This window comes from Acinetobacter sp. 778_lipA, from assembly GCF_058242985.1.
The window spans coordinates 1,703,521-1,729,810 of the sequence record NZ_JBZAYT010000001.1; the positions used below are offsets into that span (position 1 = coordinate 1,703,521).

26 protein-coding genes are annotated in these 26,290 nt (G+C 37.4%); 14 read left to right on the forward strand and 12 right to left on the reverse strand.

Annotated features, from left to right (window positions below; genetic code table 11):
* Positions 1 to 8 precede the first annotated feature (8 nt).
* From AC4CUY_RS07960 to AC4CUY_RS08010, 11 genes are all read left to right on the forward strand, one after another.
* Entirely contained in the window at positions 9 to 341 is a 333-nt protein-coding gene (locus AC4CUY_RS07960) for a hypothetical protein (protein ID WP_419263020.1), read from the forward strand.
* Positions 328 to 1,113, forward strand: coding sequence for a phage minor tail protein L (locus tag AC4CUY_RS07965; RefSeq protein ID WP_490773945.1), 786 nt, complete (start codon positions 328 to 330; stop codon positions 1,111 to 1,113). Before AC4CUY_RS07960 ends, AC4CUY_RS07965 begins: the two co-directional genes overlap by 14 nt.
* 117 nt (positions 1,114 to 1,230) lie before the next feature.
* Entirely contained in the window at positions 1,231 to 1,989 is a 759-nt protein-coding gene (locus tag AC4CUY_RS07970) for a C40 family peptidase (RefSeq protein ID WP_490773946.1), read from the forward strand.
* Positions 1,979 to 2,266, forward strand: coding sequence for a hypothetical protein (locus AC4CUY_RS07975; RefSeq protein WP_490773947.1), 288 nt, complete (start codon positions 1,979 to 1,981; stop codon positions 2,264 to 2,266). Before AC4CUY_RS07970 ends, AC4CUY_RS07975 begins: the two co-directional genes overlap by 11 nt.
* Before the next feature lie 31 nt (positions 2,267 to 2,297).
* Positions 2,298 to 2,909, forward strand: coding sequence for a tail assembly protein (locus AC4CUY_RS07980; protein WP_419278407.1), 612 nt, complete (start codon positions 2,298 to 2,300; stop codon positions 2,907 to 2,909).
* A gap of 49 nt (positions 2,910 to 2,958) precedes the next feature.
* Positions 2,959 to 9,681, forward strand: a complete 6,723-nt coding sequence (gene gpJ, locus AC4CUY_RS07985) for a TipJ family phage tail tip protein (protein WP_490773948.1) — start codon at positions 2,959 to 2,961, stop codon at positions 9,679 to 9,681.
* A complete protein-coding gene (locus AC4CUY_RS07990; RefSeq protein WP_490773949.1) occupies positions 9,678 to 10,217 on the forward strand; it encodes a DUF4376 domain-containing protein in 540 nt (179 codons plus the stop codon). Before gpJ ends, AC4CUY_RS07990 begins: the two co-directional genes overlap by 4 nt.
* A gap of 45 nt (positions 10,218 to 10,262) precedes the next feature.
* On the forward strand, positions 10,263 to 10,619 hold the full coding sequence (locus tag AC4CUY_RS07995) for a hypothetical protein (protein WP_034698412.1): 357 nt from the start codon (positions 10,263 to 10,265) through the stop codon (positions 10,617 to 10,619).
* The gene (locus tag AC4CUY_RS08000) at positions 10,616 to 10,834 is read left to right on the forward strand and encodes a hypothetical protein (RefSeq protein WP_004724917.1); all 219 of its coding nucleotides are present in this window, start codon (positions 10,616 to 10,618) and stop codon (positions 10,832 to 10,834) included. Before AC4CUY_RS07995 ends, AC4CUY_RS08000 begins: the two co-directional genes overlap by 4 nt.
* A complete protein-coding gene (locus AC4CUY_RS08005) occupies positions 10,821 to 11,258 on the forward strand; it encodes a lysozyme (protein ID WP_490773950.1) in 438 nt (145 codons plus the stop codon). The genes AC4CUY_RS08000 and AC4CUY_RS08005 overlap by 14 nt, the downstream gene beginning before the upstream one ends.
* Positions 11,255 to 11,728: a hypothetical protein gene (locus AC4CUY_RS08010; protein WP_490773951.1), complete on the forward strand. Its 474-nt coding sequence runs from the start codon at positions 11,255 to 11,257 to the stop codon at positions 11,726 to 11,728. The genes AC4CUY_RS08005 and AC4CUY_RS08010 overlap by 4 nt, the downstream gene beginning before the upstream one ends.
* Before the next feature lie 3 nt (positions 11,729 to 11,731).
* Here AC4CUY_RS08010 and AC4CUY_RS08015 read toward each other — a convergent pair whose 3' ends face one another.
* The 8 genes from AC4CUY_RS08015 to AC4CUY_RS08050 form a co-directional block, all read right to left on the reverse strand.
* The gene (locus tag AC4CUY_RS08015) at positions 11,732 to 12,937 is read right to left on the reverse strand and encodes a hypothetical protein (RefSeq protein WP_490773952.1); all 1,206 of its coding nucleotides are present in this window, start codon (positions 12,935 to 12,937) and stop codon (positions 11,732 to 11,734) included.
* 40 nt (positions 12,938 to 12,977) lie between these two features.
* Complete coding sequence (locus tag AC4CUY_RS08020) at positions 12,978 to 14,264, reverse strand: Y-family DNA polymerase (protein ID WP_490773953.1); 1,287 nt, start codon at positions 14,262 to 14,264, stop codon at positions 12,978 to 12,980.
* Between the two features lie 108 nt (positions 14,265 to 14,372).
* Complete coding sequence (locus tag AC4CUY_RS08025; protein ID WP_490773954.1) at positions 14,373 to 14,984, reverse strand: SOS response-associated peptidase; 612 nt, start codon at positions 14,982 to 14,984, stop codon at positions 14,373 to 14,375.
* A gap of 68 nt (positions 14,985 to 15,052) precedes the next feature.
* On the reverse strand, positions 15,053 to 15,958 hold the full coding sequence (locus tag AC4CUY_RS08030) for a hypothetical protein (protein ID WP_490773955.1): 906 nt from the start codon (positions 15,956 to 15,958) through the stop codon (positions 15,053 to 15,055).
* A 14-nt stretch (positions 15,959 to 15,972) separates the two neighbouring features.
* Positions 15,973 to 17,175, reverse strand: coding sequence for a tyrosine-type recombinase/integrase (locus AC4CUY_RS08035; protein ID WP_490773956.1), 1,203 nt, complete (start codon positions 17,173 to 17,175; stop codon positions 15,973 to 15,975).
* A gap of 283 nt (positions 17,176 to 17,458) precedes the next feature.
* The gene (gene alaS, locus AC4CUY_RS08040) at positions 17,459 to 20,152 is read right to left on the reverse strand and encodes an alanine--tRNA ligase (RefSeq protein ID WP_336953141.1); all 2,694 of its coding nucleotides are present in this window, start codon (positions 20,150 to 20,152) and stop codon (positions 17,459 to 17,461) included.
* A 243-nt stretch (positions 20,153 to 20,395) separates the two neighbouring features.
* A complete protein-coding gene (locus AC4CUY_RS08045; protein ID WP_490773957.1) occupies positions 20,396 to 21,178 on the reverse strand; it encodes a PA3715 family protein in 783 nt (260 codons plus the stop codon).
* A gap of 30 nt (positions 21,179 to 21,208) precedes the next feature.
* Positions 21,209 to 22,027 carry a PA3715 family protein gene (locus AC4CUY_RS08050; protein WP_490773958.1) on the reverse strand — a complete coding sequence of 273 codons (819 nt, stop codon included), beginning with the start codon at positions 22,025 to 22,027 and terminating at the stop codon, positions 21,209 to 21,211.
* 137 nt (positions 22,028 to 22,164) lie between these two features.
* Here AC4CUY_RS08050 and AC4CUY_RS08055 point away from each other — a divergent pair, with 137 nt between their 5' ends.
* On the forward strand, positions 22,165 to 23,187 hold the full coding sequence (locus tag AC4CUY_RS08055; protein ID WP_490773959.1) for a type I glyceraldehyde-3-phosphate dehydrogenase: 1,023 nt from the start codon (positions 22,165 to 22,167) through the stop codon (positions 23,185 to 23,187).
* Between the two features lie 83 nt (positions 23,188 to 23,270).
* On the forward strand, positions 23,271 to 23,567 hold the full coding sequence (locus AC4CUY_RS08060) for a hypothetical protein (protein ID WP_419820720.1): 297 nt from the start codon (positions 23,271 to 23,273) through the stop codon (positions 23,565 to 23,567).
* A 50-nt stretch (positions 23,568 to 23,617) separates the two neighbouring features.
* Here the strand turns inward: AC4CUY_RS08060 and AC4CUY_RS08065 are convergent, their stop codons facing one another.
* Together AC4CUY_RS08065 and AC4CUY_RS08070 are read right to left on the reverse strand one after the other, a co-directional pair.
* The gene (locus AC4CUY_RS08065) at positions 23,618 to 23,917 is read right to left on the reverse strand and encodes an AzlD family protein (protein ID WP_419820527.1); all 300 of its coding nucleotides are present in this window, start codon (positions 23,915 to 23,917) and stop codon (positions 23,618 to 23,620) included.
* On the reverse strand, positions 23,914 to 24,657 hold the full coding sequence (locus AC4CUY_RS08070; RefSeq protein ID WP_490773960.1) for an AzlC family ABC transporter permease: 744 nt from the start codon (positions 24,655 to 24,657) through the stop codon (positions 23,914 to 23,916). Before AC4CUY_RS08070 ends, AC4CUY_RS08065 begins: the two co-directional genes overlap by 4 nt.
* Positions 24,658 to 24,814: 157 nt before the next feature.
* Between AC4CUY_RS08070 and AC4CUY_RS08075 the strand changes: the two genes are divergently transcribed.
* Complete coding sequence (locus AC4CUY_RS08075; protein WP_034614550.1) at positions 24,815 to 25,270, forward strand: Lrp/AsnC family transcriptional regulator; 456 nt, start codon at positions 24,815 to 24,817, stop codon at positions 25,268 to 25,270.
* Here AC4CUY_RS08075 and AC4CUY_RS08080 read toward each other — a convergent pair.
* Together AC4CUY_RS08080 and AC4CUY_RS08085 are read right to left on the reverse strand one after the other, a co-directional pair.
* Entirely contained in the window at positions 25,256 to 25,840 is a 585-nt protein-coding gene (locus AC4CUY_RS08080; protein ID WP_105712858.1) for an RNA 2'-phosphotransferase, read from the reverse strand. The two genes, AC4CUY_RS08075 and AC4CUY_RS08080, sit on opposite strands and share 15 nt — an antisense overlap.
* 36 nt (positions 25,841 to 25,876) lie before the next feature.
* Entirely contained in the window at positions 25,877 to 26,287 is a 411-nt protein-coding gene (locus tag AC4CUY_RS08085; protein ID WP_234623015.1) for an Lrp/AsnC family transcriptional regulator, read from the reverse strand.
* Positions 26,288 to 26,290 lie beyond the last annotated feature (3 nt).

Sequence of the window (26,290 nt, forward strand, 5' to 3'; positions counted from 1 at the left end):
CATGAAAAATGTCAAAGCAATTTACACAAATTGAAGCAAGTTTTACTGCAGCACTCATAGTCAAAATTGAAGCATCAGCCTATGAATTTGGATCAAAAATAGATTATCTGTCGATTGATTATAACAAGGCCACAGATGATGTATTAATCGGTTTAAAAAAGGATAAAGAGCCTGATGCGAGCCGAGTCTCATTAAAAGAAGCACAATTTATAAGTTGGTTGATCCCCCATATTATTTCTTTGCAGAACCGGTCGGGAGTTTCAATCCAATCGATTCAAGCCATTTATGGTGTGGAAGGCTTGGATCTTGATATTGTGGTGAATGACAATGTTAAACAGTGATTTTCAAAAGCTGTATGTAGATGGATTAATTACACTATTTGAATTAGACGCCAGCGCATTAGGAGCTGGCGTTTTACGTTTCCACGGACATATTTCTTATGAAGACTGGGAAAAGATTTATAGCTCAATCGGTTCAAATGGCTTGATTGGTTCAGATACTGGCTCAATTGGTAAACTTTATGATGTTGGTGATGAAAAGGTTTGGCACCGCAACATTATATTTAATGGTCAGACATTTGAACCCATGGCATTACAAGTCGATGGTTTGGAAATGCGCAGTGATGGTAAGGCTTCAGCACCCACACTCAGCATGGCAAATAACATCAACGGCATACAGGGTGCAGTCACTGCATATTGTTTACAGTTTGGAGATTTTGCCGGTGCAAAGATCAAAGTCATCACCACCTTAGCCAAATATCTAGATGCTGAAAATTTTAGTACTGGCAATACAAGTGCCAACTCAAGTGAGAAACGTGAGCAGATTTGGTTTATAGAACAAAAGACTTCTGAAAATGCTCAGCAAGTGACTTTTGAACTTTCTAATCCAGTGGATTTTGAAGGATTAAAAATCCCTACACGGCAAATCTCAAACTACTGCAATTGGGAATATCGAAGTGAAGAGTGCGGATATATCGGCTCTGCAATGTTTACTGAAAAAGATGAATCGACAGACAATCCAGCTTTAGATCGATGTAACTACCGAACATCAGGCTGTCGTTGCCGAGAGAATGAGCTTCATTTTGGTGGATTCCCTGCTTCTTCAATGGTGTAGTTATGGTGAAATACTGTTTATGCGGTGGAACATACAAGCCAACAGGAATTGTATTAACTTCACTCCCGCCACAAATCCAATGTAAATGTGATAAATGTGGAAAGGTTAAAGGTTTTTATGAAACTCATACAGAAAGTAAAGGCTGATATTTTATCTCACGCTGAACAATGTTTCCCCGCAGAGTGTTGCGGGGTTATTGTTTCTAGTCGTTATATCGCGTGTCGCAATGTTGCTGAACATGGTCAGTTTCAAATTCATCATGAAGATTTGGCGAATGCTGAAGATCAAGGTGTGATTCAAGCCTATGTCCATTCACATCCAAATGCCACAGCACGCGCATCTGATTTGGACTTATTGCAAATTGAACTTCATGAAAAACCATGGGTGATATGTGCATGGCCAGAAGTGGATTTCCAAGTTTTTGAACCATGTGGCTATAAAGCCCCACTCATAGGTCGTGATTACCATCATGGATATCAAGATTGCTATTCAATTGTTAGGGATTTTTATAATCGTGAACTTGGTATCAAACTCATTGATTTTGAGCGTTTAGATAATTGGTGGAGTGATAAAAATCACAAATCCCTTTATCTAGAAAACTTAGACGCAGCTGGATTTTATGAAGTCAGAGAACCTCAGTATGGCGATATGTTAGTGTGCAATGTTGGCCGTACAGAACACCCGAATCATGCTGTGATTTGGTTGGGCGATCAGTGGCAACTCAAGTCAGAAGAAAGCACAAGTTGTTTTGGCGGTCCTTTGATTCTACATCATCCTTATGGACGAAAGTCCGTGCGTGAAATCTTTGGGCAACAATGGCAAGAACGTGTTGTCAAAATTGTGAGACATAAAGAGGTAGATAATTATGAGCTTTAAAGAGCTACAGGATAAGATTCAAAAAAAGCAAAAAGAACTTAACGATTTGCTGAACGATTTAAATGAGCAACTTTCTTTAGAACTAGGGAATTACAGCGAATTATCTATACCACAAGGCGCAACACATTACAGAATTCTCAACTGTAAAGTGGAATATATTATGAAGTCAAGTTATGGCGATCATTGGAGCATATGGTGGGATTGTAGAAAAGACTGGATGACTACTCTTTGGAAGCGAGTAGAGGTTGGGAAAGACGTAAAACTGTTAGCTAAATAATAAAGTTTTATTACTTGAAGGAAAGCCACTTATGCTTAAAACGATCAAATTATATGGTGTATTGGGAAAGAAGTTTGGTAAGGAATTTAAGCTTGCTGTTGAAAGCACCCGTGAAGCTGTAAGAGCACTATCAGTCCAAGTACCTGGCTTTGAACAATTCATGCTAACCGCTCATGAACACGGACTTAGCTTTGCTGTTTTTCAAGATGATGAAAATATCAGTGAGGATCAGATTGATTTTGAGACTGGTGCCAAGGTTATCAAGATTGTGCCTAAAGTTATTGGGGCTGGCGGTGACGGTGGTGTTATAAACTTAATTTTAGGTGCAGTAATGGTTGTTGTAGGGGCATGGACAGGGCAGGCGTGGCTAGTTGGGATGGGGATCGGTATGGTTGCTGGCGGGGTTGCTCAAATGCTTGCCCCTAAGGTCGATGCACAAGATCAAAACCAAGATGGTAATAAGTCTAACTTTGGATTTGGTGGAGCAGTCACCACAATCGCACAAGGCAATCCAGTTCCGATTCTTTATGGTCAGCGCGAAGTTGGTGGATTCATTGTAAATGCTGGTCAATTTGCAGTAGATACTTTTAGTTCTGCAGATGCTGGTTTTACAGGCGGTGGCAGCAGCGGTGGAAAGAAATAATTTAAGAATATAAGCGCATTAAGCGCTTTTTTATTGTGTGGGAAAAAGTATGCTTAAAACAGTAAAAGGCGCAAAAGGCGGTAGCAAAAACCAAAGACAACCAAAAGTTGCAAATGATACAACCGCTTCAAAAACCTATGCACGTTTACAGTATGGCATGAGTGAGGGCGAAGTTGAGGGCTTAGCAAATGGCTTTAAATCAATCTTCCTTGATGACACACCAGTTGAAAACGATAGTGGTGCAAGAAACTTTCAAGATGTCACTCTAGATTTTCGCTCAGGTACCAATGATCAGGCATACATGGAAGGTTTTGAAAGCATTGCTTCTGAAACTGCTGTGGGTGTTGAACTTAAAAGTGATACGCCTTGGGTTAAAGGGATTACCAATCTTAATCTCGATGCCGTGATTGTAAGAGTGCGCTTTGGGGCTTTAAAACAGCAAGACCCAAGTAATGGCGATGTCTCAGGTATTGTTATTGATTACTCGATTGAAGTGCAGACTGATGGGGGATCATGGGAGTTAATGCTTGATACTCAAATGTCAGGAAAAACTTCAGCAAATTATGAACGTACCCATCGTATCGGCTTACCAAAAGCCAATAATAATTGGTTGATTCGAGTCACACGTAAAACACCGAATTCAAGCTCTGAATATGTCAGCGATAAGATGTATATTCAAGCCATTACTGAAGTTGTCGATCTTAAGCTTGCATACCCGAATACTGCATTGATTGGCGTGCAATATGATGCTGAAACATTCTCGAATATTGCCAAAATTGCTGTTGATCTAAAGGGTGTAAAGATCAAAGTGCCAAACAACTATGATCCAGTAAGCCGAAGCTACATCGGGATATGGGATGGTCTATTTAAGCGTGCTTATAGCAATAATCCAGCTTGGATTTACTACGATTTATGTACCAATAAGCGATATGCACTTGGCAATCGTTTAACCGAGCAAATGATTGATAAATGGTCTTTATATCGTTTAGCCCAATATTGTGATCAGCTGGTACCGAATGGCAAAGGCGGTCAAGAGCCACGGTTCACTTGTAATGTGTATATTCAAAGTGCCGAATCTGCTTTCGATATTTTAAGCAAACTTGCAGGTTTATTTCGTGCAATCAGTTATTGGGATGGTGCATCGATCGTATGTGAGGCTGATGTACCTCAAGATGCTATTTTTACATACACATCTGCCAATATTATTGATGGTGTTCTTGGTATCAATTACACCGGTACGCGTGCACGTGATCGGCATAATGCAGTTAAAGTTGCTTGGGATAATCCGCAAAATCGCTATAAGACTGAATATGTTTTTGTACGTGATGAAAAATCAATTGCAGAGGCTAAAGCGGTACGTTTATTAGAATTAGAGGCATGGGGCTGTACATCAGAAGGACAAGCACAACGTACTGGCCAATGGGCTTTAAAAACAGAACAACTTGAAACTCGAACTGTCACATTTAAAGTTGGATTGGATGGCTATATTCCCTTACCTGGTAAAGTGATTGAACTTGCTGATGAGTTGTTAGCTGGTCGTGCAAATGGTGGGCGTATTTCTTCAGTCAGTGCTGATTTAAAACAAATCACCTTAGATCGTGATGATGTTGTATGCCGAGCTGGGGACCGTCTAGTTGTTAATAGCGAGAATGGAAAGGCACAAGCACGAGTTGTATCAAGTATTGCTGGTCGAGTTGTTACTGTTGTATCAGCATTTGATAGTGTTGCCCCACAAAATGTATGGGTGATTGATGCACAAGATTTAGCGACGATGAAATTTCGTGTAGTTTCGATCTCACAAGATGAGCCACACCAATTTACCATTACTGCATTACAACATGCTGATTCTAAATTTAATGCCATTGATCATGGTGCATTTATTGATGATCGCCCGATCTCAATCATTAATCCTACAACTCAAGATCCTGTTGAATCAGTCAGCATTTCCAGTGAGCAAATGGTTCAGCAAGGAATGTCTGTTGAAACCATGGTGATCAGTTGGCCACAAGCCAAAGGTGCAACCAAGTATCAAGTTGAATGGCGTAAAGATAATGGTACCTGGTTAAAGCTACCAATAACTGGAAATAATTCGGCAGAGATAGCTGGTATCTACGCAGGTAAATATGAAGCGCGAGTTGTTGCGATGAGTGCTTTTGATATTTCATCTTTACCAACCTATTCAGTTTTGACTGAATTAAAAGGAAAGCAGGGTAAACCACCTAAAGTGGCGATAATCCAAGCAACTGGTATTTTATTTGGTATGAAACTGGATTGGAGTTATCCAGCAAATGCTTTGGATACGGCTTATGTAGAGATTCAAGTCTCACCAGATGGTAAATCTAACATTGCTACATTAGGTTCTTTTGCTTATCCAACCACAACCACAGTTATTCAAGGATTACAGCCAAATCTAACTCAATTCTATCAAGCACGTTTGATCGATAGAATCGGGAATGTTGGTGACTGGTCTGAATGGGTCAGTGGTGTGACTTCAGCAGATGCCTCTGATGTGCTTGAGCTTTTAAATGAGAAAATCACAGATAGCCAGCTACATCAAGATTTGATTAGTCGTATTGAAGTGGGCTCAGAGGCAAAAGACTTAGTTGTAGAAGTAAATAAAATTGCAACTGCTACTTCTTTACAAGTCGATAAGTTAACGAACGAGCTTACAGCAGAAACAGCACAACGGAGAGATGATACCAAAGCATTGAATGATGCTTTAACTCAGGAAACAGTACAGCGTAGAGAGGGTATCAAAGCGCTGAATGATGGTTTAACTCAGGAAATTACACGAAGTAAAGATGCTGATAAGTCACAGGTTGAAACGCTGGACAACTACAAAGCTTCAATAGATGGTTCACTATCTAATGTCCAAACTAGTATCAGTACGATTGCAACGGCAACTGAAGCTAACACTTCCAAGCTGACTGCATTAGATTCAGCGATTGATGGTAAAGCTGATGCGTCGGTAGTACAAAATCTAAAAAATGATGTAGTGACTATAGGAGATCAAGTTAATACTCAAAGTAGTATTATCACTGGATTACAAAATACTGTAGTGAATAAGGCTGATGCATCAATAGTACAAAATCTAAAAAATGATGTAGTGACTATAGGAGATCAGGTTAATTCACAAAGTAATATCCTCACTGGTTTACAAAATACTCTAGCAGGTAAAGCCGATGCTTCTGCTTTAACAGCGCTTGACTCTAAAGTAGCAACCATTGATGGCAAAGTTACATCACAAGGGCAAGCGATTACCGCTCTTGAAAACTCAATTGCTGGCAAGGCTGATGCTTCTGCTGTCAATCAGTTGAAGACTACTGTTGAGCAACAGGGCAATACTATTTCATCACAAGGTCTAGCAATCACAAAGGTTGAGGCTAAAGTTGAAAATATCGCTGTAGGCTCTGAGAATTTGATTACTGATGCTGGTGTTTGGAGTGTAAGTATTGCACATGACCCGACAATTACAGCTAGTTTAAGTGATGAGAATACTGTTCTCAATGTTGAAGCTAATGGCACAGGTAACTATGTTACAGGTATGCTTAATCCTTACAGCAAACTAACCAAAGTTGACCTTAACTGCAATGAGGGTGACGATGTGATCTTCTCTGTTGAAGTGATGATTTCAAATGGGAGTTCGACAGTTGCACCTGACGTATATTGGAAATCGGGGATGAATTATCTACGATTAGACTTAGCTAAAGGACAAGAGCAAAGATATGGTGTTTGGCAAAGGTATTATCATACAAGAAAGTATGTCAAAGGCGTTAACGAGATACACTTTGGTTTTGGCAGTCGTACTGGAAGCTACAAATTAAGAAGACCTATTATTGAGCGTGGAAATATTCCAACAGCTTGGAACACTTCATTTGACGAATATGCTACAGCATCGGCTGTTCAAGCTTTAGATGCAAAGGTCACAACTGTTGAGGGCAAGACTGATGCCAATGCTCAAGCTATCACAGACCTTAGAACTTCTGTTAGCAATAAGGCCGAATCATCGGCACTTGAGTCATTGAAATCAACTGTCACTGAGCAAGGGAATACACTTACTTCTCAAGGTCAGGCTATAACCTCTGTTTCAGCCCAAGCTGGTGAGACAGCAAATAAGGTTGGTCTTACACGAAACTGGTCATTGTTCACTTTCAGGAATGGCAGTAGCCAACATGAAAAACGTGGATTGTACAACGCTCTAGGGCAGTGGACAGAGGGTATCAATCGTGGACTTAACATGTATGAGTTTAACAGACTTGGTGATTTGGTTAAGTATTCAAGCTTTGACACTTACGACAATCTATACAATGCTAGTGATGCAATGGTTACAGCCATTGGGAATATTCCTTATGGTAATTTCTTTGCCATTGCTGGGTGTGATAACGTAGGTAATATTGGTTGGGATGAAACTGCCTCAGTGATAGGTTTGAGAAACACGCTTATTGGTTGTGGTTTCAGGCTAGAAGACCTGAGAAACTGGACAAGTAATAGAATGCCAATTGCCATCACAAGAAGAAGTGCAACTGTTGGAAGTCCTGTCTATGTGTTGTTTGATTCACCACATAATATGGATTGGTTCTCGCACAGTTTCACTCTTGTTGATGGTACACCTGTTGGCTTTGGTACGAACACACAAGATCGTCAAAACACTTTTGCAAATGCTACAGCTATTTCTAAGTTAGATGCTACTGTGGTTCAACATGGTCAGGACATCTCTGCACAAGCACAATCCATTGCAGGACTTCAAAGTTCTATTGCTGGTAAGGCTGATGCGAATGCCTTGAATCAGTTGGAGACAAAGGTAAATCAGCAAGGGGATACGATCACTGCTCAGGGTACTGCATTAACGCAAGTTGAAGCAAAATCTGAAATGGCTTTAAATGGTAAAAAGACTATTGTTGATTTATCAGGACTTGATCCAAATCTTTACTACCCTGTCTTTATGAATATCAACGCTGTTGGTATCGCAGAGATGGAGATCGTGATGAACCTTGGTACAGAAAAAGCACCTTGGTCAAGTCATGATAGTGGTTCATTTGCTATGAGTTTGAGGTGGACAGCCAAAGGAAGTGGTTGGGGCGCTCAGGATGTTGATAGGCAAATCATTAATGCTAACTGGTTGTGGACTCAAAGTGGGCAATCTCCATTTATCTATATTGATCAACATAATGACCAATCTAGGGAGTATGTTCATCTGAGAGGTGGTACAAAATACCACTTCACATGTAATCAGTATGTAAATGGCTCACCAGCTTATGACCCAGCATATTCTGGAGTTGGGTATGACCCATCTGGTGTACCGCAGTCTATAGCAAACAGGCTTGGGGTAACTGCTACAGCCACTCAGACATTGGATGCCAAGGTTACTAACATTGATGGAAGACTTGAGTCTCAAGCTGGGATCATAAGTCAGGTTCAAACAACTGCTGGTAATGCTGTTGGGAATATATTGATTAATTCCAACACATCTTCCGAAAAACCAGTTGGCTCTAATCCATACCCATTTGGCGGTTGTCCTATGTCGAAGAGGTTGGTATTAGGTAAGTGGTATACACTTGTTTATGAAGCAGAGTTCCAAACTGGTGGTGCTAACAGTTACTTTGCACCTTACATCCATGGAAATGTGCAATTCGAAACGACAAACCAATCTTTTGGGCGACAAGTTAGAGTTCAAAGGATTAGGAATGACTTTTTCGCTACTGGTACAGATAGAGCAATCAACTTCTACGTTATTGGTGGACAACCTGACCAGAACAATGCTTATGCTAAAGTTTATTGGGCTTGTCTATATGAAGATGATGTTGCTAAACCTGTACTACAATGGCAACCAAACAACTTTGAAACTACTGCAATGGTCCAACAATCGTTGCAGTCTATTAACGGTATCAATGCTCAATATACATTGAAATTACAGTCGGGTAATTTGATCAGCGGTATTGGAATGATGAATGATGGAAAAACTTCAGACATCATTTTTAATTCAAGTTCTGTGGCTTTTGGTTCTGATAATTCTGGTGTGGTGACCTATCCTATTGTGTTTCGAAATACTGCCTTTACTGATCCAGTCACAGGTACGGTATTTCCTATTGGTGCTTATATAAAGTCAGGTTTTTTTGATTATCAATCTGTTAAGACTTCACATATTGAAGATTTGGCTGTTAAAACAGCAAAGATTGAAGATTTAGCCGTGACAGCAGGAAAAATCAAAGATTTAGCAGTAGGTACTTTAAAGATACAAGATGAAGCAGTCACTGTTCCAACATCAATCAAGTCAACAAGTGAAATTGTCGTTTCAGGAGCTTATAGTCCGCAATATAGCGATTATGATTCTCAACTTGCAGAGTGGGAGGCTAAATTCGGGAATTTATTAACTGCTACAATCAATCGATCAGGAGAAAAATGCCGAATTGATGCTTCTTGTATTGCTTTTAGGAATGAATACTTGACTGCTTATGCAGTTGATGGTCGCTCGCTTTCATATTTTGAAAGGTTAAACCTCAGGGCAGTTGTTTCAATCTACAGAAATGGAACTTTAGTCGCTCGGCAGGAAACACCTCCGACTGATGTAATGAGTTCTGGTGGATTTTATTTCACTGGAACTTTTGCGGTGAATGCGGGTATAGAAGACATTTTTAGTGGGCCAGCTACGTACGTTCTCAAATTAGGTTTTGCAAATCGCAATACTCGGGCGATACGTATTACTTTAAACAGTACTACAGGTATTTTTAGCATTCAAAGTCCACAAATGATTCTGACGGAAATGAAGAAATGACAGCTATTATTTCAAAAAGAGGTGAGCTGCTACAGTTGATTTATGCAAATAAAGAAACAATTGCACTAAATAAACCGCTTGGTTGTTTGGCTGTTTCAGACCCTCCATCCTCAAATATGTATTACCGTGGGTGGTGGGCACACATACCCAAACAACCATCTACTCATCATATATTTGATTATAATTTGAAACAGTGGATTGATCCTCGGTCATTAGATCAAGCTAAAGACCAGAAATGGTCGGAGATCAAAATTCAAAGAGAAACCGCCGAATATGGCGGTTTTTCTTTTTTAAACTTTACTTTTGAGTCAGATGTTACTTCACAGGCCCGAATAATAGTGGCAAGTGATTTAGGTGTCTCAGTAGATTGGACATTGAAAGACAATTCAATTGTTTCGCTAGAAGCAGAGCAATTGAGAGGTTTGAGAATTGCGCTAGCTCAGCATGTTTCAAACTGTCATTCAAGAAGTCGAATAGCTCGGCAACTTATTTATGACTCAGAAAGTATTGATCAAATAGAATCAATTCAGTTTTAGCACCCGACCGGGTGCTTTTTTATTGCCAAAAATATAGGGGGTTACATGTCTGAAAACGAGTCCTACGGGATTAGATTTGAAAAGAAAATTGATTCAATTCAGAGCGATATTCGTATGTTGTCGGATCACGTTACACGACTGACATTCATTAATGAAGCGCACAAAGAAACTAGCGAACAAAACAAAAAGGATATCGATACATTGGATATCAAGGTCGCCAATTTAGAAAATCGGACAGCTTCTCAAGATGGTGGACTTTCTGTATTACGAGTATTGCTTGGGATTTTTGCTGGTGTTGTGTTTTCGCTATGCGCTTGGGTTGGATCTTCAATTATTCAGATGAGCCAAGATCAATCCTTGATTAAAGAGAAGGTGTCTCGGCTAGAGGAAGCAGGACGATGAATAACGACAATACCAGAGCTTATCTAGCTTTCTCATTGGTTGCATTGATGTTTGTTCTGATTATTGCGTTATTTTTCGTTGATATGCCAAGGGAAAATAGCAACCTGATTAACACAGCATTAGGTTTTATCGCTGGTGCAATGACAACAGCATGTGGATTTTATTTTGGTAGTTCTGAACAAGAAAAGAAAGGTGATAGCAATGAAAACAAGTAATTCAGGTATCGACTTAATCAAAGGTTTTGAAGATCTTCGATTAAAAGCCTATGACGATGGTGTGGGTGTTTGGACCATAGGTTATGGAACCACAGTAATTAATGGTGTCAAAGTTAAGAAAGGTGATACTTGTACTATTGAACAAGCTAAGTCTTACATGACACAAGATTTAAAGAAATTTGAATCAGCTGTAGATACTTCGGTTAAAGTTCCATTAAATCAGAATCAATTTGATGCTTTGGTATCACTGACTTACAACATTGGTATTGGGGCATTTAAAGATTCAACTCTACTTAAGAAGTTAAATGCAAAAGATTATAAAGGAGCTGCAGAGCAATTCCCGCGCTGGAACCGTGGAGGTGGTCGAGTTTTGAATGGGCTTATAAAGCGCAGAAAAATTGAAATGGAGTTATTTTTAAAATGACACTATTCCTAATCATCTCAAAATGGCGAGAAATCTTAATCGGACTTCTCGCTTTTTTATTGTTTATTTGCCTTGCATTGTTGAACCACAAAACAGGGCAGATCGATAAATACAAACATGCTGAAATTGTTTTACAAGCTGAAAATGCGAAGGCCAAAGCAAACTCAGCACTTAAAGAGAAACAATGGGCTGAACAACAGTTAAAAGCGGAGCAAAACTATAATGCTAAAATTAAACAAATTGAGTCTGATAGTCGTCTTGCTATTACCAGCGCTGACAGCTTGTCAAAGCAACTCAAAGTTGCAAACAGCCGTTTGTCCAGTGCTTCCAAACAAACCATCATTGAGTACACCAATACCAATAGTGACATACTCGAAAAGTGCATCACAGAATATCAAGAAGTGGCAAAAGCCGCTGATGGACACGCGGCTGATGCAGAAAGATTGATGGAGGCGTGGCCTTCAGATTGATAGCTAATTGGGATTTAATGATTCTTTTAAAATTTTATTCAAATTTAGAAGAGCTTCTTTCCCAGCTTGTTCCTGTCTCAAGCTGTTTTCTAAATCATTAATATTTTTTTGGGTTGCATTATTTTTTAGTACTTCTTGAACCTTAGGATCGTTTAAAAATGGAGACAGATAATTTCTTGACCCTGTTAAAACATCTTGCTTTAAAATTATTTCTTTTAATAATTTTAAAGCCTTGGGATTATCTGTGTAATATAAGCATTTGAATATATTCCATTGTAATCCTTCTTTTTTTTCTGGGTATTCATTTTCAATTTCTTTTAGTACAGCCAAAGCTTTCATATAATTTTTATCATTAAAATAAATTCTAAACTTTATGAAAAGAAAATCATAATTTTTTGATTTAAATGTAGTTATTACATGTTCAAGTCTATGTACTAAATTATACAGGTTGAAAAAGAAACGACTATAGCCACTTAAGCTTGGGTCTAAAGGACGAAAAAATTGATTACCTATTTTTGTTCCGAAACTATCTTCACTTTTGTTAAAAAAGTCATACTCATTAATACCTTGATAAATATCCTCTAAGATCAAAATTTCATTTACGGATAACTGTTCGTTAAAGAAAAAAATTCTTTCAATTCCATATTTTATCTTTGACGTTCTTTTGTATATCAAATCTCCTATAACAATATTGCCAGAAAAATGATCGACAAGATGTTGTCTATTTATTGCTTTATTAAACAATGCTAATTGAATCAGTTCTTCTGATAGTTCTCCGCTATGAATTTCATTATGAAATAGGGATACTGGATTTTGATTATGTAAAAAAGCTAAATCTATTAGATGATAAATTGTAGATCTGATATCGAGTAAGTCTTTTTCAATTTTTGGACGCAACTTCTTCTTTCTTGAATTGCTAGGTAAGACTTGAAAAAAAATCCAAAATATTAGACCTGCTATAATTGATAAAAGGATTGGTAGCCCAATTTCCTTGTATAAATTTATTGGTTTATTATTTAATTCATTTAATAATTTTAATTGATCCTCTTTAATCTCATTAATGTCTTTAGTTATGGTATTTATTGAATTTTTAGGTTCAAATAACTTATTGTTTTCAATATTATTAATATTTTCAGCATGAGCTATACTTGAAAATATTTTTAAGAATATTATAAAAGTTAATAGGTTTTTAAAAGTTTTGATTTTCATAGTATCTTAATTTAAATGTATCCATGTAAATAATGCAAAATTAATCACTTACAGTCAACAGCCCATCCCACGAAAAATAATTCTGTGTCAATTTCCCTCGACTCATGCTCCAAGTTCTATTCTTTAGCAAACATGGGCCAATTGCCAACTTCTTGCTAAATTTTTCATTTACTTGCTCAAGTGCTGTTTGAAGATTGTCATTCTTTTGGGTGGCTTCATAGTCCGCAAGTAGATCAGGCACATATCTAGACTTAGATTCAATACAAGTCAGAATCACACCACACTTTTTAAAATCTACACCTTCTTTATAAACCTTATCTATTTGTTTAAGGATGTGCTTAATGATCACCGCTGCTGAATCCGTTGGCTCTGGAAATGAAACACTCACACTAGCCTTATAAAATGGCTTCTTTGTGTCGAAAGGGTTCGAGTGAGCAAAAGCAATAACGCACCCAGTTAATCCATTCTGCCGTCTCAATTTTTTAACTGCAGCTTGAATATAACAACTCATTGCTTCAGATAGGGCATCTTTATCTGAGACACGTTGCCCAAAAGATCTTGAGCTAACAATTTGCTTCTTATCTGGCGCTACTTCTTCTAATTCAATACATGCTGTGCCTTGCAACTCTAATACTGTACGCTTTATAACAACTGAAAACTGACTTTGAATAAACGCTGGATCTGCAATAGCTAAATCAAATACTGTTTTAATATTCAGTGAATGAAGTTTTTTACAGTGTTTGCGACCGACTCCCCAAATCTCGCCTACGTCTATGTTTTGAAATAACGTTTCTTTAGAACAAGGATCCATTTCAACCAGATTGCAGATTCCCTGAAAGTGTTTATTCTTCTTAGCAATATGATTTGCCATCTTTGCTTCTGTCTTGGATCTGCCAATCCCAATACACACTGGAAGCCCTAACCACATCAAAAGGGCATCTTTGATTTTTCCTACAAGTACATTTAAGTCTTGATTTGCATAGCTTGTAAGCTCAACAAACGTTTCATCAATAGAATAAACTTCAACATCTTTTTCACTGACAAATGATTTTATTGTCGCAGTGAATCTATGTGACATTTCTTCATAGACAGCATAGTTGCTTGATAGAACGACTACATTGTGTTTCTCAACAATGTCTTTGATCTGAAATAAGGGGACACCCATTTTAATCCCTAAGTCTTTTGCTTCCTGACTTCTAGCCACTGCACAGCCGTCATTATTACTGAGCACAATGACGGGTTTGCCATTTAACTTTGGCTGAAACAGGCGCTCACACGACACATAACAGTTATTAATGTCGATGAGCGCAATAATCCTTTCTTTCATGACTTGATATCGTTACAAAATCAAAATCATGATAGTTTTCTTGCAATTTAAATTCAAATTTAAAAACTGTGGATAATCAGTGGGGCGTCAAAATCAGTCGTTTTATTTTTATTTATCCCGTGGAAAAGTTACAAATTCCTCACGCATTTCTAAAAAATATTCATGGGCATGCTCATGGTCTACATTTAGCCAATCACTCCTATATTCTTCTGGTATGACGATGATTGAGCGTTTTTCATCTGTAGGTGCGTGAAATTGCTTCATAAAAGGGTGGTTGTCAGAATTGATCGTAAGCATTGAAAATGATCTAACTTTAGAGTCTTTTATAACTGCGTCATCGTAAATGGCTGCAACGGTGAAAGGCTGGCCATCTTCGCGTTTGATTGTGTACCAGTGGCTTTTACCATCAATGTACTTGGGTTCGTAAAACTCTTGAACAGGTACTAGACAAAATTTACTGTACTTCCATGCGTGTCTAAAACTCGGTTTTTCTGCGACGGTTTCAGTTCTTGCATTATAAGTATAATTACTAAACTTAAAATCCTTGGCCCAAGCAGGCAAAAGCCCAAACTTTCCGAAATCCAAATCAAAACCTTTCATGATTATAGGCGCGTGGTAACCCGGATAGATGTGCGGCTTCAGATCAAGTTCTAACTGATCAACTTCGATATCTAGAAGTGATAAAGCTTCTCTTGTTGGAATTTCATAATTTGAGCACATAGAAACATCCTTGTTTTATTTTAGACAATTAAGTGTGTATAACATTTAAATATTTTTCTAATAAAAAGTTAAGCCCTCATCCTTTTTTTTATTATCTTATTTATTTCCTTATAATAATCATCCATTAAATTATAAAGTTCTCTGTAATTTGAAAACTTAGAAATATATTGACCAGTTGTTTTATCCAGCTCTTCAAGCACACCAGCATTATTATAAAAATTAATTAACACGCCATAATAATTTCTAACTGAATTTTCTTTTTGATCATCTTTAGATTGGCAAGAGATCATTAGGGTTGAATCAGTCCAACTGACACTAGTGATAGTTTTTAATTCATTATAGATTGGCTGGTAAACATGATTCGTAAAATCTTTATTAAGATTTAAGAACTCATAACCCAAAATACCATATTCATTTAGTAGAGACTTAAGCCTTATCTCATGCTTATTATAGTCAAGGTATCTTTGTAGATGAATAATAAAATCTTCTAGGTATTTATTTTCAGTATCTAAAGGTTTTCTATATAAAGAATGAGCAATATAGAATTCTTTATTTTTATGATATACATCATGTATGTTAATAATTTTATTGCAAATTCTATCTATATCATTTTTAAAACGACAAAGATTTTCATCGCATTGCTTCAAGAGTTCTGCATCTGTATCAAAGTTTTTTTGATCTTTCCAAGCATCATATGCATAAATTACAACAAAGCTAGCATATAACGTTGCGACGACTCCTAGCATTGAAAGGTAAATAGACATATAGTCTTTAATAATGTTGTTATCATTAGCAACATCTAAAAAAACATCTCCCCCCCAAAATATATTAATAATTATTGTACCAATTAATATAAGTAAACCTAAAAAACCAAATGCAAATATTAAAAGGTGATTCTTTGCAAAATCTTTAAATTTACTTTTAAATGAATCTTTAATAGACAAGACTTTTTTTAAGTAGGACCAATCTTTCATATGTTAATTCTCATTCATTCAGAGAGTGATTTAAGTTTTTCAATCCATTTATTATATGCCTCTGTTTGTTGAGGAATATATTCATAATAATCATAAGTACCTTGCTCACCTGGCATTACATGACCAATCATCAGTTCAGCAACATCACGTGAAGTATAGGCACTAAAGTTTGTACGTGCTGTTCGGCGTAGATCATGCAATGTCCAATGTTTCATGTGATAATCATGATGTCTGCGTAATCTCTCCATAATATTGGCTGGCAAGGCAATTGATGCACCATTTCCCATTGGTGTATCTGCATTATCATTAGTTATAAAAAACTCACTATTATTATGTTCCATTGCCTCTATGATTAAATCTTCCATTTCGGGGAGAATCGGTCGGACTATTTCACGCCCTGTTTTTTTACCTACTTTATTATTTGCTACTGGAACGATCCAAACTTTACGTTTTAAATCAAAATCACTTTTCTTAGCCTTTCTTAACTCACCATTACGGCAACCAAACATCAAGCATAGCTTAAGGAATATTTTATTTTTAGGAAGGATCTTCGACTCTTCAATGGCCATTAGAACCATAGATATTTCTTCATCGGTTAGAATCCGATTGACTCTATTTTTTTCTATTCCTAAATCTTCTTTTGCATAAATATCTGATAGGGCATTCACATCAAGCAATTCACGCTTCTTAGCCCATTTTAAAACTTGTTTGGCATTGGTGAGCACTCTTTCCGCAATCGAGGGTTTTTCTTCTGCTAATTCCTCTAAAATCGCAAGCCATTGTTGTAATGTAATTCGGTCAATAGGAAGATCGCCGATTTCAGGAAATACATGTAACTCGAACGAGGTCTTAATATCTGCAGCTGAAGTTTTCTTTTTAAGGCAATAACTTTCATACCAATCTGTAAACACTTCTTTTAAAGTTGTTGCATCAATATATTTTTGCTGTTGCACACGTATTTCAATTTTTGGATTTTGACCTTTATCAAGTAGTGAACGCATTTCACTAGATTTGAATCGAGCATCTTTTAGTGATAGGTGAGGGTAGGTCCCTAGATCTAACCTTTCGGCTTTACCAGCAAATCTATAGCGCAATTGAAATACTATTTTGCCTTTAGCAGAAACTCTAACACTCATAGAATCTCTATCTGCTACTTCTTCGACTTTATCTCGTGCCTTACCATTATTGGCTTTAAGCCATGCCTCAGTTAAAGCCATAGACCACCTGTGTACATAATTTTAAAAGACTAATAAAATTCATGATTATGTACACGCATGTGTACATAATTATAGAGACTCATTGTGTCCTAATATGTCCTAGTGTGTCTATATGAAATTTGAGGGATATATTGAAGAATAAGGGCTTTATTATAATTTTTGTCTTAGTATGTCTTGGTGTGGCTGAATGGCACTAATCCTTTTGAACGATTAATGCCATAGTTGTTCCATATAAGCCATGACCCTAATCGGCATTAGGGTCAGTTACACAAAAGGTGAAGTATTATTTTTGAGCAAGCCAAGCAGTTAAATCTGCCATTACTTGTTCAAACTTCTCGTTTAGTGGCGCGCCACCTTGTGCTAAGTCAGGTTTACCACCACCTTTACCACCCAACTCAGTAGCTAAGTGTTTGATGATGTCACCCGCTTTTAGATTTGCAGTAAAATCTTTAGCTACAGAAGCGATAAGGCTAACTTTTTCACCCTCTACAGCTGCAAGCACAATCACTGCATTATCTAATTTTGATTTGACACTGTCATGAAGATGACGAACAGACTTCGCATCTTGTCCTTGAACTGTGGCAATAAGTGTTTGGCGACCTGAAATCTCTGTCACTTGATTGATTAAATCAGAGGCTTGGAAGTTCGCCAATTTTTGATTCAATTGCTCGATATGTTTTTGCAATTGATGTGCTGTTTCTAGAGTTGATTGAACTTTTTCAACTGTTTGATCTTTCTGTGCTTTTAATAAGTCATTGATATGCAAAATGTCTGCATCAAATTTTTGAACAATTTCAAGCGCTTTGGTACCTGTGACAGCTTCAATACGACGAACACCTGCTGCAACACCACTTTCAGAGGTGATTTTAAACAGACCAATATCGCCAGTGCGTTTAACATGGATACCACCACAAAGTTCGATAGAGAAATTTTTCTCATCTTTGATTGAGCCCATAGAAAGTACACGAACTTCATCACCATATTTTTCACCGAACAACATCATTGCGCCTTTTTCTTTAGCGGCATCGATGTCTAAAAGTTCAGTAGAAACGGCGGTGTTTGCAATCACTTCACGGTTTACAATACGTTCAACCTGTTGAATTTGTTCAAATGTCACAGGTTGGTCATTGGCAAAATCAAAACGTAAAATGTCAGAAGCGACCAACGAACCTTTTTGTTGTACGTGCTCGCCCAATACTTGACGTAAAGCGGCATGTAAAAGGTGAGTTGCAGAGTGGTTGCGTGCAGTAGCTTCACGAAGATCGGCTTTTACAATTGCTTCAACATTTTGAGTCGCTTTTAAGCTTCCCATTGTCACGATGCCTTGGTGGACAAACGCGCCGCCAGATTTTTTAGTATCTTGAACTTCAAAAATACCCGTATCGTTTTTGAACACACCTGTATCACCAATTTGACCACCGCTTTCTGCATAGAATGGTGTTTGGTTCAATACGATCAGTGCTTCGTCGCCTTCAGCAATTTCATCAACTTGTACGCCATCTTTGTAGATCGCAATAATTTGACCTTGACCTTGAGTTGCTTCATAGCCATCAAATTGAGTATCGCTATCTACTTTCACAATACTATTATAGTCAACAGCAAACTTGCCTGCATCACGTGCACGTTGGCGTTGTGCTGCCATTTCAACTTCAAAACCCGCTTCGTCAATTTCCAGTTCGCGTTCACGTGCGATATCTGCAGTTAAATCAGCAGGGAAGCCATAAGTGTCGTAAAGTTTAAAGACTGTTTCGCCTGGAATGGTTTTACCCTTAAGATTGGCTAATTCACCTTCAAGCAGTTTTAATCCTTGTTCAAGCGTTTTCGCAAATAATTCCTCTTCACGAACCAAAGCAGCTTCAATCACATTACGACGTTGTTCAAGCTCAGGATAAGCAGTGCCCATGGCATCGATTAATGGTTGTAACATTTTGTAGAAGAATGTACCCGTTGCGCCCATTTTATTACCGTGACGTACTGCACGACGGATAATACGACGCAATACATAACCACGACCTTCATTTGAAGGATTAACGCCATCTGCGATCAGGAAGCAACATGAACGGGCATGGTCTGCAACTACTTTAAGTGAAGCAGGGTATTCAATTGGTTTATTGTTTGCTTGTGCAGTTGCAACCGCTTCAGATGTATCAACACCAATAATTTCAGCAGCAGATTTTAATAAATTTTGGAACAGGTCAATTTCATAGTTTGAATTGACATGCTGTAAAACAGCAGAAATACGTTCCAAGCCCATGCCTGTATCTACAGATGGTGCAGGAAGATTATGCAGTACGCCATCAGCAGTACGGTTAAACTGCATGAAAACGTTGTTCCAGATTTCAATGAAACGGTCACCATCTTCCTCAGGTGTACCCGGTAAGCCACCCCAAATATGATCGCCATGGTCAAAGAAAATTTCAGAACAAGGACCACACGGACCAGTATCACCCATTGCCCAAAAGTTATCAGAAGCGTATTTTTCGCCTTTATTGTCACCAATACGGATAATACGATCTGCAGCTAAGCCAATTTCCTTGTTCCAAATGTCAAAAGCTTCATCATCTGTATGATAAACAGTGGCATATAATTTATCTTTAGGTAGTGCCAACCATTCTTCACCCGTAAGGAAATCCCAAGCGAAACGAATCGCGTCACGCTTAAAGTAATCACCAAAAGAGAAGTTACCTAACATTTCAAAGAATGTATGGTGACGTGCTGTATAACCGACATTATCTAAGTCGTTGTGCTTACCGCCTGCACGGACACATTTTTGCGACGTCGTTGCGCGAACATAGTCACGTTTTTCTAATCCAAGGAAACAGTCCTTAAACTGGTTCATCCCTGCGTTGGTAAAAAGCAGAGTAGGGTCATTGGCAGGTACAAGTGAACTTGACGCGACACGTGTATGTCCTTGCGATTCAAAGTAGCGCAAAAATGCTTCACGTATTTCAGCAGTTGTCATAAAACGAGTACTCACAACCAAGTCACTCCTTAATTTTCGTATTGGCTAAAAGTGCGTTGCTGAGTCTGATTTTTGCGCTCAGTCACCACACGGGCTTATTTTTAAAAACGCCAAAGTATAACGGAAAATGTAATGTCCACCAATGATTTTAAGGTGAATTATTGGTATTTCTATACATTTTCAACTTTCGTCTGGAGTAAATTTTGGTTGTATAAATTTAAAACTTAGCCACTTTACCATTATCGTATTTAAGCTTGCTTAAAAAGGGTCAATTTCCAGTAGATCATTATGCTGTAATTTATATTCTTGACCATTAAATTTAATGGTCTGTTGTTGTTTATATTGTTTTTTTACAGATTTGCATGTCTGATAGTTGGTTTTCGTTTGGTCTTTGATTTCTTTTAATACAATATCTTGTAAACCATGTGTGGTTTTGTTGGAAAGCACTAAAATACGTCTTACATCTGAACTGGTATTATTTCCTATACAATTTCCAATTCTTTCATAGCCACTATCATTTGTTCCAATACCCGCAAAAACTTGTTTAATTGGTTGGCGAGGATTAACTTTAAATAAAGCAAGATTATTATGGCTATAGGTAAAACCACCTTCATGTGAGGATGAGGTCTCTAAGCCGATCACATCTGTATTGGGCAAGGTTGAAAATCTTGTGTTGTGGAGTTTTGCTCCATCATAATGATCTGCATCTGAATAAAAAGTTTCTGGGGCTTTATACTTTTGCAGAATTTTATGCTGAGAAGAGTCAATTAAATATAAATTTAGATCATGCTCCATATCATCATAAGATTTATAATTAATCGGTTGGCTAATGGCAACCAATTGAATTCTTTGTGTACTGTCCAAATTGATACAGCTTTTATATGTTTTAGCTTCAGTCTTTGCAAAACTTGGGTTGGTTAGTTTAAATTTTTGAATTAAAGAATCTTGTAATTGTTCTGAACAAGCTTGATAAGGTGCTGCAAAACTATTTCCAGTAATCAAAAGCAGTGCAGCGTTCAATACAATTTGTAATGTTTTCATGCGCTCATCTCTAAAAAGTTCAAAATACAATTAAATTCCAAAGTCTAAAAAATTAAGATGTTCAAAATGATATTTTTTCCCATCAAATTTCATGATATGGCGTTGCTTTTTGACAATACGCTGGGTACTACAGTTTTTTTCGTTAAGTGTTATACGCTCTGTTTTTTCCGTTAATTGAATATCTGCTAAACCATGACTGTTCTGTTTTAAGGGGTGAAGTAAAATTTGAGTCTCAGTTTGTGCATTATTTTCACATAGAGACGGTCTTTCGCCAGCTGAGTAATTCGTCATAAATTTATCTAAAACCAATTGCATTTGTTGATTGCTGATTTTGAATAACTTTATTTCACTTATTGTATAGTCAATTCTACCTAAATGCCCATAGGTTAAGGCCAATCCAATAACATGAGTATGGGGAGTTTTAGAGTAAGGATTGATATCAAATTTTAAATTTTCAAACTGATGGTTATCTGAAGAAATCTTCATGGGATAATGATAGTGATTTAGAATTTTTTCAGATGCGTTGTCAATCAAATAAAGATTTAAGTCGTAATCTGCATACCCAGACGGCATATGAAGTGGTTGACTAATTGCGATCAATTGCCGATTTTGATTCAGCTTTATACAGCGCTCAAATGTTGGATAGCGTGTATCTCTCTGTTCAGGGGAAATCAATTTAAGTTTATCAATCAATTGCAGAGTCTGTGTTTCGCTGCATCGTGAATAATTATTTTGAATATTCTTCTGTTGGGCATAACTGAAAGGAAGAAATATAAAAATACATATCGCAATACAGCAAAAATAAAATAGGCGCCGCATAAATGTCATTGTGAGCAAAGATGAATACATTTTTTTATCCAATGATGTTTTAAATTCTATTGTTTTCGAATTTTTTCTTGCTAAAGTCAGCTATATATTAACAGTAGTGATCATAAATCTTATACCATATAACTGATTATGGTAATTTGGCTGTAAAAGGACAACTGATGCAACGTGTGGCAATAAACGGATTCGGGCGAATTGGACGGAATGTATTACGCGCTTGGTTTGAAAATCCGAAAAACTTCCATTTTGAAATTGTTGCCATTAACGATATTGCAGATGTTGAAACGCTGGTTCATTTATTTAAATATGATACTACACATGGTCGCTTTGACGGTGCGGTGAATATCGTTCAAGAAAATGGACAGCTTTATATGTTGATTGACGCATGGCAAATTAAACAGAAAGTTCAAATTTTAAGACAAGCCAATCCTGAATTATTGCCTTGGGAAGCGCTTAACATTGATGTTGTTTTAGAATGTACAGGGCTGTTTCGTTCAAGAGCCGCTGCAACACAACATATAACAGCTGGTGCAAAACGCGTCATTATCGGTGCTGCACCTTTTGATACTGTTGATGCTGCCATTGTTTATGGGGTAAATCATCATGATGTTAAAGCTAGTGATCAAATTATTTCGGGTGTGTCATGTACCACACAAGCTTTAGTCCCTTTGGTCAAAATTATTGATGATGCATTTGGAATTGACAGCGCATTAATGACTGAAATTCATGCGGTCACAGCAGATCAATCTGTACTGGATCATGCACATCGAGATTTACGCCGCGCACGTGCCTCAGGACAAAATATTATTCCAACTACATCTTCTGCTTTGGGTGCATTAAAACAAGTCATGCCCAAAATGGAAAACCGTATTGATGGTTTTTCAATCCGTGTACCAACAATTAATGTTGCCGCCATTGATTTAACATTTATTGCTAAAGCGCCTGTAACAGCTCATTTAATTAACCAAACCTTAATTCAAGCAGCAAAATATGATTATGCTGAGATTATGTCTGTTACAGATGAGCAATTGGTTTCAAGTGACTTTAATCATTCACCTTATTCACTGATTGTTGATCTGACTCAAACTATGGTCGTGGGTCAACAGGCGAAAGTGTTTGCTTGGTATGATAACGAATGGGGCTATGCAAATCGCTTGTTAGATTTGTGTGAATCATTTTATTAATCTAATATTTATCACTTAAAAATAACTTTAATGACTTGAGTTTAATCAAGACGAAGATTGACATGTTTTGTTGGGGGGGAATGATGTTTTTCATATATTTGGTTATTGTGATTCTTTATCTGGCCATGATGTTTGTGATTTGGCAAATGGGAAAGTTAAAGAAAGAAAACCTTGAATGGCTTAAGCATGTGCAGAATCATGAGCAACAGATCCATGCACAAGAGCAACATCTCAAACAGACCTTACAAATTATGCAAGATTTGGCTAAAAAAATGCATGTACAGCAGGAAGTTTTAGACAATACCTCAACACGTTTGACTCAAGTTGAGTTTCAAAACACTGAATTAATTAAAATATTACAGCAAAATTCAAAACCTTAATTGAGGTTTTGAATTGCATCAAGTCAAGAGTGAAAGGCTATTGAGAACGTTTAAAGCATAAAGTATCTCAAGATCCCTGTTGCAATGATACTGATCAGTACAGTGGGTAATAATGAAAAATAACAAGCTGCGAACAGTGTGAGGATAATTGCAATCAAGTTGGCTGGTTGATCCGTAACAAAGTAGGGTGCAATCACTGATATCAAAACGCAGCCGGGGATCACCTGTAAAATTCGCGTGGTTCTTTTGCTGAGGTGTTTATTTTTTAACAGCAAATAACCTAAGATTCGAGTTAAATAGGTTGTTAATCCCACACAAACAATGGCGATGAATGTCGTCATATGAATCATTCTTCATCTCCAATCAGTAAAAAAGCAGCGATAATTCCTGAAATAGAACCAATCAATACATACCAGCCTTTGGGTAGATAATAATAGGCCAGTGCGGCCGCGATCAGACTAATCAACCAAGGCAGAGCGGGTTTAAAACCTTTCCACATTCCGCGTAAAAGCACTAGAAAAACTGCGGGGAATGCCATGTCAAAACCAAACTTTGTGACATCACCAAGGAAAGAACCAATGCCGATTCCCATAGTAGTAAAAGCCACCCACATGACATATAACGCAAAACAAAGGCCGATATAAAAAAACACACTAAATCCTGCATAGGGATTGCGAGGGTTTTGTTTGTGTGAATCCGTAATGCTAAGGGCCCAACTCTCATCACACATAAAAAATAATAATGGAAGGGCTTTGCGATTGGGCAAATGTCGAATATAGGGTGCTAAACTTGCACCCATTAAAATATGGCGGCTGTTGACCAGAAAAGTGATCAGAATTAAAAACAACAATTGAGGTGGCTGCGTCCAGACTTCAATAATGGCGAACTCAGAACCACCAGCAAAATTGAGTCCTGTTAACAATGGAACTTCTAAGGCAGAAAATCCTTTTTGCGCTGCTTGCGTTCCTAAAACCAGTGCAAAAGGGATAATACCCAGTAGCATTGGAATAGAGGTTTTAAGCCCACGTACAAACTCTCTAAATTCAATTGAATAGGTCAGTTCATTCGTAGCGTTCTTAAAACTTAACATGAGTCGCTCAATGGTCGGTAAAACAAGATGATTTTTATTTTATGCCAATTGATTCGCTATATTTCGCTAAAATTGCTGCCTGTAAAATAATTTTTGCAATATTATTGCTGGAATATGTTATTTTTTGGTTTTATCTACTAGAAATAATTTTATGAAATTGGATCAGATAGATCGGCGTATTCTGTGTGCATTACAACGTAATGGAAAACTACAAAATAATGAATTGGCAGAACAGATAGGTTTATCCGCTTCACCTTGTTTAAGACGAGTAAAGCAACTGGAGGATGAGGGGATCATTGACCAATATGTTGCATTGGTCAATCCACACAAAGTAGATCTTAGTTTGACAGTCTTTGCACGAATTTGGTTAAAGAGTCAGGATGAACAAGCGGTCAATCGATTTATCGAAAGCATTATGAATATTTCTGAAATTGTTGAATGTCAACTTATGGCAGGAGATTGTGATTTTTTCTTACGTATTGTGGTTTCTGATTTAGAGGCATATCGTAAATTTCAAATTAATCATTTAAATAAAATTCCAGGGATCCAGAATGTCAAAACTGAAATCCCTTTACAGAAGATTAAACAGACCACAGCCTTACCGCTGGATTAGTTTTTTTGATTCGCTTTCGAATAACTTTAAATATTTTATCGGCACTTGTTCAGTCAACCAAACCCCATTTTCAGCACAATAAAATTGGAAACCATCTTGATGCATCTGTTTGGTGTCTAGGATGAAAATGATGACTTTGCCATGTCGTTGTCCCACTTTCTGGGCTGTGACTAAATCAGCAGATAAATGTACGTGATGACGTTCACCTGAAATTAAGCCTTTTTCTAAAATACTGTCGACAAAGCGAGTTGCTGTTCCATGAAAAAGTGTATCGGGTGGCGTAATAGCAACATACTCACGTTGAACCTGAGCACTAGAGTGACCTTGTACTGCGCGGATTTTGTTTTGATCAGGTGAAAGTTGGAAGCGTTTTTTATCACTGCTTTCAACGACCTCAATCAACTCTACGAGTTTAAGTGGTCTTCTGTGTTTGATCATTTGCTGTAAAAGGATGTGTACATCCGTCCAGCCTTCAGAATCGAGTTGGATTGCAATGGTTTCTGGTTGATGTCGAAGTACTAAACTTAGAAATTTACTATGTTCGCGTAATGTTTTTTCTGAAGATTTCATTTGTTATTCTTACATGATATGGGTTTGGATATAAAATTAAGGCTGAGTTTCAATTGCTCTTACGACACTATCTACTGAATATTGTCCCCATTCAGAGAGTTGCTCGATAAATAGATTGATTGCATGACTATCAAAATGCGCAACCAGCATATAGCAAGCGGAACCACAGACTTTATAGCAACTTTCAATTGACTCAAATTGAGCGATAAATGCTTCAAACTGTTCAAATTCATTAGTCTGCATCATCACACGTATAAATTGTGTTGATTGGTTCTGTAGCGTAATCGTATATTTCTGAATTGTGCCTTCATCTTGCATTCGCGCAATGCGACTTCCTACAGCTTGGCCTGTACGGTGTACTAATTTTCCGATCTCTTTATTGCTTAACCGAGAATCAGTTTTTAGTATTTTTAAAATTTTGAGGTCAATTGGGTCATTTGGCAACATAGT

What these genes read in the sequence shown, in the direction of transcription:
- AC4CUY_RS07965 (WP_490773945.1), top strand. Translation starts at nt 328, where the DNA reads ATGTTAAACAGTGATTTTCAAAAGCTGTATGTAGATGGATTAATTACA.
- AC4CUY_RS08080 (WP_105712858.1), bottom strand. Translation starts at nt 25,840, where the DNA reads ATGAAATCTTCAGAAAAAACATTACGCGAACATAGTAAATTTCTAAGT.
- AC4CUY_RS08020 (WP_490773953.1), bottom strand. Translation starts at nt 14,264, where the DNA reads ATGAAAGAAAGGATTATTGCGCTCATCGACATTAATAACTGTTATGTG.
- AC4CUY_RS08065 (WP_419820527.1), bottom strand. Translation starts at nt 23,917, where the DNA reads ATGATTCATATGACGACATTCATCGCCATTGTTTGTGTGGGATTAACA.
- AC4CUY_RS07990 (WP_490773949.1), top strand. Translation starts at nt 9,678, where the DNA reads ATGACAGCTATTATTTCAAAAAGAGGTGAGCTGCTACAGTTGATTTAT.
- AC4CUY_RS08045 (WP_490773957.1), bottom strand. Translation starts at nt 21,178, where the DNA reads ATGAAAACATTACAAATTGTATTGAACGCTGCACTGCTTTTGATTACT.
- AC4CUY_RS08025 (WP_490773954.1), bottom strand. Translation starts at nt 14,984, where the DNA reads ATGTGCTCAAATTATGAAATTCCAACAAGAGAAGCTTTATCACTTCTA.
- AC4CUY_RS08085 (WP_234623015.1), bottom strand. Translation starts at nt 26,287, where the DNA reads ATGTTGCCAAATGACCCAATTGACCTCAAAATTTTAAAAATACTAAAA.
- AC4CUY_RS08060 (WP_419820720.1), top strand. Translation starts at nt 23,271, where the DNA reads ATGTTTTTCATATATTTGGTTATTGTGATTCTTTATCTGGCCATGATG.
- AC4CUY_RS08070 (WP_490773960.1), bottom strand. Translation starts at nt 24,657, where the DNA reads ATGTTAAGTTTTAAGAACGCTACGAATGAACTGACCTATTCAATTGAA.
- AC4CUY_RS07995 (WP_034698412.1), top strand. Translation starts at nt 10,263, where the DNA reads ATGTCTGAAAACGAGTCCTACGGGATTAGATTTGAAAAGAAAATTGAT.
- AC4CUY_RS08050 (WP_490773958.1), bottom strand. Translation starts at nt 22,027, where the DNA reads ATGTATTCATCTTTGCTCACAATGACATTTATGCGGCGCCTATTTTAT.
- AC4CUY_RS07980 (WP_419278407.1), top strand. Translation starts at nt 2,298, where the DNA reads ATGCTTAAAACGATCAAATTATATGGTGTATTGGGAAAGAAGTTTGGT.
- AC4CUY_RS07970 (WP_490773946.1), top strand. Translation starts at nt 1,231, where the DNA reads ATGAAACTCATACAGAAAGTAAAGGCTGATATTTTATCTCACGCTGAA.
- AC4CUY_RS08010 (WP_490773951.1), top strand. Translation starts at nt 11,255, where the DNA reads ATGACACTATTCCTAATCATCTCAAAATGGCGAGAAATCTTAATCGGA.
- AC4CUY_RS08030 (WP_490773955.1), bottom strand. Translation starts at nt 15,958, where the DNA reads ATGAAAGATTGGTCCTACTTAAAAAAAGTCTTGTCTATTAAAGATTCA.
- AC4CUY_RS08035 (WP_490773956.1), bottom strand. Translation starts at nt 17,175, where the DNA reads ATGGCTTTAACTGAGGCATGGCTTAAAGCCAATAATGGTAAGGCACGA.
- AC4CUY_RS08055 (WP_490773959.1), top strand. Translation starts at nt 22,165, where the DNA reads ATGCAACGTGTGGCAATAAACGGATTCGGGCGAATTGGACGGAATGTA.
- AC4CUY_RS07975 (WP_490773947.1), top strand. Translation starts at nt 1,979, where the DNA reads ATGAGCTTTAAAGAGCTACAGGATAAGATTCAAAAAAAGCAAAAAGAA.
- AC4CUY_RS08015 (WP_490773952.1), bottom strand. Translation starts at nt 12,937, where the DNA reads ATGAAAATCAAAACTTTTAAAAACCTATTAACTTTTATAATATTCTTA.
- AC4CUY_RS08000 (WP_004724917.1), top strand. Translation starts at nt 10,616, where the DNA reads ATGAATAACGACAATACCAGAGCTTATCTAGCTTTCTCATTGGTTGCA.
- AC4CUY_RS07960 (WP_419263020.1), top strand. Translation starts at nt 9, where the DNA reads ATGTCAAAGCAATTTACACAAATTGAAGCAAGTTTTACTGCAGCACTC.
- gpJ (WP_490773948.1), top strand. Translation starts at nt 2,959, where the DNA reads ATGCTTAAAACAGTAAAAGGCGCAAAAGGCGGTAGCAAAAACCAAAGA.
- AC4CUY_RS08005 (WP_490773950.1), top strand. Translation starts at nt 10,821, where the DNA reads ATGAAAACAAGTAATTCAGGTATCGACTTAATCAAAGGTTTTGAAGAT.